Source organism: Rhizobium sophorae (genome assembly GCF_013087515.1).
GTDB classification, from domain to species: Bacteria; Pseudomonadota; Alphaproteobacteria; order Rhizobiales; family Rhizobiaceae; genus Rhizobium; species Rhizobium sophorae.
Window position 1 is genome coordinate 304,482 of the sequence record NZ_JABFCN010000034.1, and the last position, 12,111, is coordinate 316,592.

The following is a 12,111-nucleotide window of genomic DNA, read 5'->3' on the forward strand; positions in this document are numbered from 1 at the left end:
TAACGGGAAGGCTTGATGTCGCCAAAATCAGCCGAAGCGACCCATGATGTAGTCCTGGGTGCGCGGATCGTCGGGATTGGTGAACATCTTGTCGGTGTCGTTCTCCTCGACGAGATTGCCGAGGTGGAACATGGCGGTGCGCTGCGAGACGCGCGCGGCCTGCTGCATGGAGTGGGTGACGATGACGATCGTGTAGTTCTCGCGCAGCTCGTGGATTAGTTCCTCGACCTTCGCGGTGGCGATCGGGTCGAGCGCCGAGCAGGGTTCGTCCATCAGGATGACTTCCGGGCTGACGGCGACGGCGCGCGCAATGCAGAGGCGCTGCTGCTGACCGCCCGACAGGCCGGTGCCGGATTCATGCACGCGGTCCTTGACCTCGTTCCAGAGGCCGGCGCGCTGCAGGCTGGTCTCGACGATCTGGTCGAGATCGGCCTTCGACTTGGCAAGGCCATGGATGCGCGGACCGTAGGAGACGTTTTCGTAGATCGTCTTCGGGAACGGGTTCGGCTTCTGGAATACCATGCCGACGCGGGCGCGAAGTTCGACGACGTCGATATCGGGATCATAGACATCGTCGGTGTCGAGGGTGATCTTGCCGGTGACGCGGCAGCCGTCGATCGTGTCGTTCATGCGGTTGAGGCACCGCAGGAAGGTCGACTTGCCGCAGCCGGACGGGCCGATCAGCGCGGTTACGGTATTTTCGCGAACGTTCAGGTTCACATCGAAAAGCGCGCGCTTCTCGCCGTAGTAAACCGAGACATCCTGGCCGATCATCTTATACGGGACGTTGCTCATCTTCTGATCCAGCGCCTTTTCAACTGCAGCTTCCGTCAACATATTCATGATGTTTAACTCCGTTTACCAGCGGCGCTCGAAGCGACGACGCAAGAGGATGGCGCCCATGTTCATGACGATCAGGAACAGGAGCAAGACGATGATGGCACCCGAAGTACGCTCGACGAAGGCACGTTCGGCCTCGTTGGCCCACATATAGACCTGTACGGGCAGAGCCGTCGAGGGATCGAGCGGTGTCGTCGGCGCATTGGCGACGAAGGCGACCATGCCGATCAGGAGCAGCGGCGCGGTTTCGCCGAGCGCGTGCGCCAGGCCGATGATCGTGCCGGTCAGGATGCCGGGCATGGCGAGCGGCAGCACATGGTGGAACACCATCTGCATCTTCGAAGCGCCGAGGCCGAGCGCTGCGGCGCGGATCGACGGCGGCACGGCGCGCAGTGCCGCACGCGTCGCGATGATGATCGTCGGCAGGGTCATCAGCGTCAGCACCAGGCCGCCGACCAGCGAAGCCGAGCGCGGCAGGCCGATGAAGTTGATGAAGACGGAAAGACCGAGCAGACCGTAGACGATGGAAGGGACCGCGGCGAGGTTGTTGATGTTGACCTCGATCAGGTCCGTCAGCTTGTTCTTCGGCGCAAACTCCTCGAGATAGATCGAGGCGGCGACGCCGATCGGCAGAGAAAGCACGAGCACGATCAGCATCAGGTAGAGCGAGCCGATCAAGGCGACGCCCAGGCCTGCGGCCTCCGGACGGCTGGAATTGCCGTTGACGAAGAGGCCGGTGTTGAACTGCTTGTGGAGAGCACCGCTCGCCTTCAGCTCGTTCATCCAGCCAACCTGCTTGTCGTTGACCTTGCGGTTCTTCTCATCGACCAAGAGGTCGATCTGACCCTTGTTGGCGCTGTCGACATTGGCGTCGGCGAGCACCGTGACATTGACCGTCTTGCCGATGATCGACGGATCGGCGATCACCATATCGCGCAGCTGGATCGGCGCACTCTTCGACAGCATGGCGGATGCATCGCGCACGTCGGGACGGCTCGAGGCATTGATGTTCAGCTGCTTGACGATCGCGTCACGCAGGAGAACCGGATAGTTTGCGGCGATCAGCACCGAAGGGTCGGTCGCACGCTTATTGTCGGGGTCGATCGTCTTCTCGACGAATTCGATCGGCAGGGTGATCGCCGTCTGCTGGAAGGCGGTATAACCTTTGCCGATCACCGTCCACAGCAGGATGAAGAGGAAGACGAGACCAAAGCTGATGGCGGCGATGCCATAGGCCTGGAACCGGCGCTCGGCGGCATAGCGGCGCTTGATGCCGATATCGCGGCGGGCTGGCGCCTTGGAAACGGTGACGCCGGCGGCGGGAGAAACAATATCCGTCATTCGTACTGCTCCCGGTATTTGCGCACGATGTAGAGCGCATAGATATTGAGGCAAAGCGTGATGCAGAACAGCGTGATGCCAAGGGCAAAGGCAACCAGCGTCTGCGGCGAGGTGAACTCAAGGTCGCCGGTCAGCTGGTTGACGATCTTGACGGTCACCGTCGTCATCGGCTCGAAGGGGTTGATCTGGATGCGGGCAGCCACACCGGCGGCCAGCACCACGATCATGGTTTCGCCGACGGCGCGCGAGGCAGTCATCAGCAATGCGCCGACGATGCCGGGAAGGGCTGCAGGCAAGACCACTTTCTTGATGGTTTCGGAGCGTGTGGCACCAAGACCGAGCGAACCGTCACGCAGTGACCGCGGCACGGCGGTGATGATATCGTCCGACAGCGAGGACACGTAAGGGATCAGCATGATGCCCATGACGATACCGGCCGTCAGAACGCTCTGCGCCTGGATGAAATTGCTGTAGTTGCCGGACAGAAGGCCGCTGACCTGGGCGGAGAAGTCGCGCAGGAACGGGCCGACGGTGACGAGCGCGAAGAAGCCGTAGACGATCGTCGGAATGCCGGCGAGCACTTCAAGCAGCGGCTTGGCGATCGAGCGCACCTTCATCGAGGCGTATTCGGCCATGTAGATGGCGGCAAAGAGGCCGACCGGCACGGCGACCAGCATGGCGACCAGACCGATGTAGATCGTGCCGAGCAGCAGCGGGATCAGGCCGAACTGACCGAAGGACGAGCTGCCGGCGCCGGCGAAGCGCGGATCCCAGACGGTGCCGAAGAAGAAGTCCATGGCGGGAACGGCCGCAAAGAAGCGGGCGGCTTCCGACAGCATGGAGAGCACGATGCCGATCGTCGTCAGAATGGCGATCGAGGAGGCGAGCAGCAGGCCCCAGAGCATGACGCGCTCGACTCGGTTGCGGGCGCGGAAGCGCGGAGCGATGGAGCGCAGCGCGTAGAAGGCGCCGGCAACGGCGAGAGCGAAGACGATCACCGTCATGGCGATGCGGCTCGTCATGCTCATGGCGTTGAGCGTCCTGGCGGCGTCGATCATGTAAGGCAGCGGCTGGCTGGCAAGCGGCACGCCCTTTTCGAGGAGCTTGGCCTGCAGCGCAGCCGGATCGTTGCCGACCGCGGCGGTTTCATCCGATGTCAGCATCGTCAGGCCACGGGCAACCGTCGCCACCGTCGAATAGCCGAGATCCTGCTCGACCGAGACTTGAGCCCTGATGTCTTCGGGAAAAGCGCCGCGAACCGAAGACTGGATGATGCCGGGGCTGATGGAGAGCCAGAGGCCAAGGACGATGAGGGCGGGAAGAACTGCCCAGATCGCCGCATAGGCGCCGTAATAGGCCGGCCGTGAATGCAGTGAGGAGGATCTGCCTCCGGCAAGCGCCGTGGCACGGTTGCGCGCGACCAGATAGGCGGCAACTCCGATCACCACAAGGCACAAAAGTATGATGGATGTGCTCATTCGTTACGTCCCCAGGCCCATAGCCCCAAAAAGCCCGGCAGCTTGATCAGCCTGCCTTCAGCTTCCAATCATGGAGAAGGAATTCCAACCCTGCAGCGGACATGCCGGCGCGCAGGGCCTAAGCAATGCCGGCGCGGGCCAAAAGGCACCGCGCCGGCAAAAGTCATTACATAGCCTTACCGGCTTCGACGTCCTTGCGGATCGCTTCGCGCTCGGCATCCGGAGCGGCAACCAGGCCGTATTCGACGAGCGGGCTGTCAGGGCCGATCATCTGGTCGGATACGAAGAAGTTGACGTATTCCTTCAGGCCCGGAACAGCGCCGAGATGTGCCTTCTTGACGTAGAAGAACAGCGGGCGGGAAACCGGGTAGGTGCCGTTGGCGATCGTTTCGGTGGACGGAACGATACCGCTCATGCTCGCAACCTTGAGCTTGTCGGCGTTGTTTTCGTAGAAGGAAAGGCCGAATACGCCGACGCCGGTCTTGTTGGCGGCGATGCGTGCGAGGGTTTCCGGATAGTCGCCGTCGATGTCAACGGCGACGCCGTCCTTGCGGACTGCGACGCAGGCCTTGCCCTGTGCAGCCTTGTCGGTGATTTCCTTGGCGATGACGTCGGTTGCGCCGGAGGCCTTGCAGCCGGCAGCGAGAACGTTCTGTTCGAAGACTTCGCGGGTGCCGTGCTTTTCGCCCGGAATGTAGGCGGCAATATCAACAGCCGGAAGCTTCGGGTTGACTTCCGACCACTTCTTGTAGGGGTTGGCGACGAGCTTGCCGTCGACGACGACCTGGGCTGCGAGGGCCTTGTAGATGTCGGCAGGAACGTAAGCGAGATCAGGGTTGGAAGCGTCGGTTGCGAAGACGATGCCGTCATAACCGATCTTGACTTCCTGGATGTCGGTTACGCCGGCAGCCTTGCAGGCTTCCACTTCGTTCTTGTTGATCGGACGCGAGGAATTCGCAATGTCGATGGTGTCTTCGCCAACGCCCTTGCAGAATTCCTTCAGGCCAGCGCCCGAGCCGCCGGATTCGACGACCGGCGTCTTGAAGTTGGTGAAGGTTTCGCCGAAGGACTCGGCAACGATCTTTGCGTAAGGCAAGACGGTGGACGAACCAGCGATCTGAATCTGGTCGCGGGCGACAGCAGCGCCAGCGAAAGCAGCAGTTGCAGCGAGCGCGGCAACGATGAGCTTGAAGGTGTTCATTAGAAATCTCCCGGCATTTGGGCTTGTGTGAGTGCGGCCTTAGAGAGGCCCTCGCAGTGCCTTTTTTCATCGGCGAGACTCTCTTAGCGCTTGAAGCCTCGTCCTTTTATGTCAAATCGATGAAACATTTGTGACAATATAAGTTATTGATTTGAAATAATAAAATTATGCAACGTAAAAGTGTTGCGACATATCGTCAAAAACGGACGGTAAACTCGGTGCCCTTGCCGACTTCCGACTTGACGATCAGCCGCGCCCGGTGGCGGGTGAGGATGTGTTTGACGATGGCAAGGCCGAGGCCGGTGCCCTTTTTCGAGCGGCTGTCCTCAATGCTGACGCGGTAGAAGCGCTCCGTCAGGCGCGGCACATGCTCGGCCGGGATGCCCGGGCCTTTGTCGACGATGCTCACCTCGACCGGCTGGCCGGTGCCGTTCTTCAGCCAGACATCGACGATTTCGCCTTCCTGGCCGTATTTGCAGGCGTTTTCCATCAGGTTCTCGAAGACCTGGACAAGTTCGTCGCGGTCTCCCAGCACCTCGACCTTGCCCTCCGGCAGATGCAGGTTGATGTCGACGCCGACATCCCTGGCAAGCGGTACAAGCGCATCTCTGACATGGCCGAGCAGCGGCACCAGATCGATCTTCTCATCCGGCGCGATGTGCGATTTCAGCTCCAGGCGGGAGAGTGACAGCAGGTCGTCGACCAGCCGGCTCATGCGCGTCGTCTGGTCGAGCATGATATTGAGGAAGCGCGCCTGCGCCTTCAGATCGTTCTTCGCCGGCCCCTGGATGGTCTCGATGAAGCCGCGCAGCGAGGCAAGCGGCGTGCGCAGCTCATGGCTCGCATTGGCGACGAAATCCGACCGCATGCGGTCGATGCGGCGGACCTCCGATATATCGCGGAAGGACAGGATGAAATAGCGCTCACGCGGCCGGTCTTCGGCCGCGAATTCGACGGGTGCGCTGCGCACGATATAGACGCGCTCGGAGGGCAGCCGCTCGGCATGCTCTATCTGGTTCGGCGCATTGGTGGCGATGGTTTCGCGCACCATGTCGAGCACGCCGGGCGAGCGCAGGCGGGCCGATATATGGGCGCCGAGCGCCACCTCGCCGAAGGCCTTTTCGGCAGCACGGTTCTGGAAGAGCACCGAGGCATCGTCCGAGAGCACCATGACGGGGATATCGAGGCCGGCAAGCGTGGCGGAAACTTCAGGCAGGCGGCTTGGCGGCAGCTCCGGCTCGATCTCGACGGGCAGGGCGGGGTCTGCCTTGATGACCGGCGCCTCGTTGAAAAGCGCGGTGAAGATCATGACCAGCAGCAGAACAAGCACAACCCATTTGTTCATGCCGGCGGCAAGCGCGGCGAGCGCGCTGAGGATTGCCGCAAGCAGCACCGGCCGTTCGCGCCGGATGCGCGCCAACAGGCTTTTTCTCCATGGAGTTTCGTCTGGCAAGTGCCCTCGCGGCGTCGATTCGCTTTTCTTATATTGGAACTCTGCCTGATAGCGGCAATTCATGACAGAAGTTTTCGGGCTGCCGCGTCTCAAGCGAAAAGCCGCAGCCGAAACCGCGAAAATTGCCGGCCGCCCGCCAGAGATTTGATTTTCAACGGTAAATATGTTCGCTTGCAGGAAGAGAAGCGATCGGGCGTGGAGGCTGATATGGACGAGGACGTCGAAAACAGGGCCGTGGAGCTGGATATCCGCGGGAATAAGCGCATCTTCGATGTCGACGATCCCACCCTGCCGGCGTGGGTGGACGAACGCGCGCTGGAATCCGGCGGCTTTCCCCACAAGAAGAAGCTCAAGGAAGAGGACTATCTGGAGCAGCTGGAAAAGCTGCAGATCGAACTCGTCAAGGTGCAGTTCTGGCTGCAGGCGACCGGCAAGCGGGTGATGGCGCTGTTCGAGGGGCGCGATGCTGCCGGCAAGGGTGGCGCGATCTCGGCCTCCTCGGCGCATATGAACCCACGCCTTGCGCGCGTCGTGGCACTGACCAAGCCGACCGAGCGCGAGCAGGGGCAATGGTATTTCCAGCGTTATGTCGCGCAGTTTCCGACAGCCGGGGAATTCGTGCTGTTCGACCGCTCCTGGTACAACCGCGCCGGCGTCGAGCCGGTCATGGGCTTCTGCACGCCGCAGCAATATGAGGACTTCCTCAAGCAGACGCCGCAGCTCGAAAAGATCATCGCCCATGAGGGCATCTTCTTCTTCAAATTCTATCTCGATATCGGCCGCGAGATGCAGCTCAAACGCTTCCACGACCGCCGGCACGATCCGCTGAAAGTCTGGAAACTGTCGTCGATGGATATCGCCGCGCTGACGAAATGGGACGATTACAGCGACAAGCGCAACCGGATGCTGAAGGAAACCCATACGGATTTCGCGCCCTGGACGGTGATCCGCGGCAATGACAAGCGGCGGGCGCGTCTCGAACTCATCCGCCACATGCTGAACAAGATGGACTATGACGGCAAGGACAAACAAGCGCTCGGCACGGTCGACGCGGAGATCATCGGCTCAGGGCCGGGTTTTCTGAAATAGGGCACCGATCGCATCGGGACCGACGCCACCGGCTTCGCCGGGACCGGGGTCACCGGCTCCGCCGGGACCGAGATCACTGTCCCGGCAGGATGCGGATGGCGAAGAGATTGATGCCGCGCGCCTTGCCGTCGAGATCGCTGTTGATCGTGAGCGTGCCCGGCGAATTCGGCGCGAGCGAACGGTCGAACTTGACCTGCAGCAGCGCATCGGACTTTTCCCGGGTGACGTTGAAGCGATGGCGGGCGCAATTGCCGAGCGTCTGGAAATTGCATTCGACGGTGATCTGCGTCGGCTCGTCGGTGGTGGATTGCAGCGTCAGCGCGATCGTCGAGGATTTGCCGGCAAGCTGCTGCAGCACCGAAGGCGGAACGCTGATCGAGATATTGCCATCGGCAGTACCGCTTTCGGAAATCAGGCGGATGGCGGGGCCGTCATTCTCGGCGATTTTTTCGATGCGCGCCCGCGGGCCGCTCTGGATCTTGTCGGCGTCCTCAGGCTTGAACAGCGGGATCCAATCGGCCGAAAAGCTGTTCTGCGGATCGATGGTCACCGGCTGATCGGTGTGAGAGCCCGCATTCCCGGCGCCCTCGTCGTTGCCGGTATAATCCTCCGGCTGCGTGCTTGCCGGCGGGTTGGCGACGCTGGTGTCGCGCTCGGCCGCCGTCATCAACAGGCCAGACGTATGCGCCCACCAGGCGCCGATGCCGATGAAGGCCAGCAGCACGCACCAGACAAGCAGCCGCGAAAAGAATTTTCTGGGCTTGCGGCGGCCTGCCGCCCGCTCCGGGCGGAAATCCATATTGGTGGCGCGCTGACCGCGCGCGAGCCGCTCCTCGCCGACGGGGGCGGCAGCCAGGTGATCGGCGCTCCCGGCATGCACGTCGTCGAGGCTCGACTCGTCGCCGCGGTGCATACGCTCGGGCGCGCGGGTCTCACCTGATACCGCGGGGCCGTCGAACTCATCGGCTTCGGCTTGGTGAACCGGCGGCGCCGGCATTTCCACGACCGGCGGCACGGGCACTTCGGGCGGCCTCTGGCGGGGGTGAAGACGGTCGCGCTCTTCGCCTTCGATGGCGTGGATGGTGCTTTCCAGGCGATGGCGGTGATGGGCGACGACCTCGGTGTCGGTGATGTCCTGCTTGCGAAGCCCGGCTTCCAGCGCCTGGCGGGCCGACTGATAGATCCTCGCTCGAACCTCCGGATTATCGCGATCGGAATTCTCGAGCGCTGTTCTGATGGCCGTTTCTAATCCGCTCACATTCAGTCCTTCACCTTGAATTCGGCATCGGACTGCAATCCCTGCCGTTCTCCATCAAAATTCGGTAGCGGCAAGTGCGGCAAACCGCAAGCCTTGCAGGCCGCGCTGCCATCGATCGGCGGAGATATCGGCAGGTTTCAGCGCTTGCGGGCCTTATTCTATTAGCTTTCTTGGACGTATATATTCCGGCTGAAATCGACCAAGGCATGGCAGCCGGTCTTTTATCGGCTTTTCATCTCTGTTATGAGATTGACGTTTTCGTAAACGTCAATGGAAGTGGTGAAGCATGGCCCTGCCCCCGATCCTCAAGGACAGATTGAGACTGCCGGTTATCGGCTCGCCACTGTTCATCATCTCGCATCCGGCGCTGACGCTGGCGCAATGCAAGGCCGGCATCGTCGGAGCGTTTCCGGCACTGAACGCCCGACCGGAAAGCCAGCTGGACGAATGGCTGGCAGAGATTACCGAGGAGCTTGCCCGCCATGATGCCGTCCATCCGGAACGGCCGGCCGCGCCCTTCGCGGTCAACCAGATCGTCCATATGTCGAACAAGCGGCTGGAGCACGACCTTACGCTTTGCGTCAAATACAAGGTGCCGATCGTCATCTCCTCGCTCGGTGCCGTGCCGGAGGTCAATGCCGCCGTGCATTCCTATGGCGGCATCGTGCTGCATGACATTATCAACAACCGCCACGCCCATTCGGCGATCCGCAAGGGCGCCGACGGGCTGATCGCCGTCGCTGCCGGCGCCGGCGGTCACGCCGGCACGCTATCGCCCTTTGCCCTTGTCCAGGAAATCCGCGAATGGTTCGACGGGCCGCTGCTGCTGGCCGGCGCGATCGCCACCGGCGGCGCCATCCTCGCCGCAGAAGCGATGGGCGCCGACATGGCCTATATCGGCTCGCCCTTCATCGCCACCAAGGAAGCCCGCGCCACTGAGGCCTACAAGCAGGCGATTGTCGAAGGGGCCGCGAGCGATATCGTCTACTCCAACTATTTCACCGGCGTGCACGGTAATTATCTCAAACCCTCGATCGTGGCTGCCGGCATGGACCCCGACAACCTGCCCTTAGCCGATGTCTCGAAGATGGATTTCGAGCAGGCCGTCGGCGGCGCCAAGGCCTGGAAGGACATATGGGGCAGCGGCCAGGGCATCAGCGCCATCAAGGCCGTCGAACCCGTGGCCAAACTCGTCGACCGGCTGGAGGCCGAATACAGGGCGGCGCGCGCCCGGCTGTCGCTCTGAGGCGCCCTTCCCGCCCCCTCCCCTCTTTTTTGCCAAAGCCATGACAGGGCGCTTGAAATCTTCGATCAATGCCTGTATCAGCGCCATGCAAATCGCAGGCCGCATGCTTCGGCCGTGAAATGCCGCTTTAGCTCAGGTGGTAGAGCACATCATTCGTAATGATGGGGTCGCAGGTTCGAGTCCTGCAAGCGGCACCATTCCTTCCCTTCCTCACTGAAATGATTATTATTTCAAGGAAATCTGAGGGTTATAGGTTGCGCACCGGTACACACGGGCGGCCACAGTTCCAAAAGACCTCGTTGAAAAGCTAAGCGGCGGGCGGTTCAAAGCCAATCTCCCGGTTTCCCGTAGCGGCAGGGCGTCAGGACCTCGACACGCTTATAACCGTCATGCGATCCGGCGACACCCCCATGGTCACTCGTATTGACCGCCTCGCACGCGCTATCGGCGACCTGCACGACATCGTTAGGAAGCTCAGGGCTAAAGGCATTGCACTCCGCGCTACTGAGCAACCTATCGCCAAAGCTTTGGGCATCCGTAGAGCGAGCGTCTATCGCGTGCTGGAAGACACGGGGAAGCTGACCCGGTGCCGTCCTAGAGAAATCTACGGGCGGCATTTCTTTGTGATGCGCCGGTAAATGGGATTCAAGCGGACTTCTGTTCTTGCCGGTCTGTCTCAAGCTGGTCGAATCATCAGCTGCAAAGCATGATATTCAGCTAGCGTCCCGCCTCACTGAAAAAACACGACTGAATGCTCAATCACCGCAATGCCGACGTTTTGGAGAGCAGCAATCGATGATCAGAGACTTGATTCCATTCATTAAGTCGGGGAAAAAAGTGCCCCATGATCTAATGCGGCGGACCCTAATTTTCTGCACAGACACTCTGTTTGCAGATGACCGACGGGCTGCAGCGAGGGAGTTTTCCCCCGAAGCGGCAGACTATCTCCCAGGCGAAGCGCTTATCCGCTTCATAGCGATGGAGTTCCAGGAAAGCGAATACAAGCGGATAATCGCTGAAAGATTGACCTTCATTGCCCGACTCCAAGACCTCTGCCCTGCGATTCTAAGCCTCTTTGGGCAGATATCGGAGGACTCAATTCGCTCCGCCATTCATCAAGTGCATGACTGTTGTCATGACTACCATTACGTGGAAGCCTCCCCTTACGCGAGCGTGCAGCGAAAGACGATTATTCAGGATTTGCGCAGCCTTGTGTCTCAATTGGAAGCCATTAACCTTGTCATGGAGCGGACCAGCAGCCATGTTGGACACGAGTACGATAGACATAAGAACAGCGTCGAACGCGTCTTTGGCGATCCCCACCACCATCTGCGATCTATTGAGACGCTTAGAGAGGAGCTTAAGCTTCTCCGGTTTAGCGCTCGCTTGACGCTCTACAAGGACGAGATTGGTCAGGATGCGTTTTACGTCGGCGATAATAGGGCACGGACCCAGATCGTCGAGTGGGCATATCGCTTGTCCCTGCAGTTCGGCACCCCTGAATTTGTAACAACGCCCGGCTCGAATTTTTCAGTTTTGTGCAGCCTTCTTTTCGAATTGGCGACGGGCATTCCAGACGAAAGCTTGGCGGGGGCGATAAATCGGTTCGCCCGCAGTGACGCTAAAAGAGAAATCGACGCAGACGAAATCCGGTTTCGACACGAGAATAGCGATGAAGGCATACGCGAGTACGAGTCCGATAATTTCTCCGCTGCGAAAGCTTCAGCGTTAGCCTCGTCGAACGAAATGGCGTTTTGGCAAGATACACTTCGATCTCCGAACTGGGATAGCTTTGAGCAAACACAGATAAGGGCTCGCTATCTTGCCGCAAAAGATCAGTTTGAAAGAGCGATGAAGACAAATGGGCCGCACCTGATATGGGCAAGTCAGATGAGCCCAAGTACGCACAAAGACGCTAATGAACGGATGAGGAAGTCAGAGGCGAATCTTCTCGCCAGTGCAATTGAACTGGGCAGAGCGATCCGTGAGCGTCAATCGACGGGCTTCCGGATAAAATAGCGAAAGAACGTCAACTTCGTCGGGCATGAGAAGACTATATCGGGGCAGGTCTTTTCGACCTACGCAGCGTAGCTCAACGGACAGAGCCCTCGCTTTCTACGTGACAGACAATGTTCGCGGGCGAGGACTAGGGCACAGACTCATAACGACCTGATCCAGATGCGTGTTGCGGCGAGTTTGATCGCA

Annotated in this window: 10 protein-coding genes and 1 tRNA gene; 5 read left to right on the top strand and 6 right to left on the bottom strand. The window is 60.3% G+C overall.

Annotation, left to right across the window (positions count from 1 at the left end; genetic code table 11):
- Positions 1-27: 27 nt before the first annotated feature.
- From pstB to phoR, 5 genes are all read right to left on the bottom strand, one after another.
- Positions 28-843 carry a phosphate ABC transporter ATP-binding protein PstB gene (gene pstB, locus G9X64_RS21575; protein WP_168312375.1) on the bottom strand — a complete coding sequence of 272 codons (816 nt, stop codon included), beginning with the start codon at positions 841-843 and terminating at the stop codon, positions 28-30.
- 15 nt (positions 844-858) lie between these two features.
- Positions 859-2,181 carry a phosphate ABC transporter permease PstA gene (gene pstA, locus G9X64_RS21580; RefSeq protein WP_168312376.1) on the bottom strand — a complete coding sequence of 441 codons (1,323 nt, stop codon included), beginning with the start codon at positions 2,179-2,181 and terminating at the stop codon, positions 859-861.
- On the bottom strand, positions 2,178-3,659 hold the full coding sequence (gene pstC, locus G9X64_RS21585) for a phosphate ABC transporter permease subunit PstC (protein WP_168312377.1): 1,482 nt from the start codon (positions 3,657-3,659) through the stop codon (positions 2,178-2,180). Before pstC ends, pstA begins: the two co-directional genes overlap by 4 nt.
- Positions 3,660-3,825: 166 nt before the next feature.
- On the bottom strand, positions 3,826-4,860 hold the full coding sequence (locus G9X64_RS21590) for a substrate-binding domain-containing protein (protein ID WP_171377365.1): 1,035 nt from the start codon (positions 4,858-4,860) through the stop codon (positions 3,826-3,828).
- 196 nt (positions 4,861-5,056) lie between these two features.
- Positions 5,057-6,280, bottom strand: a complete 1,224-nt coding sequence (phoR, locus tag G9X64_RS21595) for a phosphate regulon sensor histidine kinase PhoR (RefSeq protein ID WP_168312379.1) — start codon at positions 6,278-6,280, stop codon at positions 5,057-5,059.
- Positions 6,281-6,520: 240 nt separating this feature from the next.
- Here phoR and ppk2 point away from each other — a divergent pair, with 240 nt between their 5' ends.
- Positions 6,521-7,402, top strand: coding sequence for a polyphosphate kinase 2 (gene ppk2 / locus G9X64_RS21600; RefSeq protein WP_168312380.1), 882 nt, complete (start codon positions 6,521-6,523; stop codon positions 7,400-7,402).
- Between the two features lie 73 nt (positions 7,403-7,475).
- On the opposite strand, the gene G9X64_RS21605 is transcribed toward ppk2, so the two are convergent.
- Complete coding sequence (locus tag G9X64_RS21605; protein ID WP_168312381.1) at positions 7,476-8,660, bottom strand: regulator; 1,185 nt, start codon at positions 8,658-8,660, stop codon at positions 7,476-7,478.
- A gap of 286 nt (positions 8,661-8,946) precedes the next feature.
- Here G9X64_RS21605 and G9X64_RS21610 point away from each other — a divergent pair, with 286 nt between their 5' ends.
- The 4 genes from G9X64_RS21610 to G9X64_RS21625 all read left to right on the top strand — a co-directional run bounded on the left by G9X64_RS21610 (position 8,947) and on the right by G9X64_RS21625 (position 11,925).
- Positions 8,947-9,906, top strand: coding sequence for an NAD(P)H-dependent flavin oxidoreductase (locus tag G9X64_RS21610; protein ID WP_171377366.1), 960 nt, complete (start codon positions 8,947-8,949; stop codon positions 9,904-9,906).
- Positions 9,907-10,027: 121 nt separating this feature from the next.
- A tRNA-Thr gene (locus G9X64_RS21615) sits at positions 10,028-10,103 on the top strand.
- Between the two features lie 135 nt (positions 10,104-10,238).
- Positions 10,239-10,544 (top strand): recombinase family protein, encoded by a 306-nt coding sequence (locus tag G9X64_RS37130; RefSeq protein ID WP_312864113.1) that lies wholly within the window; start codon positions 10,239-10,241, stop codon positions 10,542-10,544.
- Between the two features lie 25 nt (positions 10,545-10,569).
- On the top strand, positions 10,570-11,925 hold the full coding sequence (locus tag G9X64_RS21625) for a hypothetical protein (RefSeq protein WP_168307623.1): 1,356 nt from the start codon (positions 10,570-10,572) through the stop codon (positions 11,923-11,925).
- Positions 11,926-12,111: the final 186 nt, after the last annotated feature.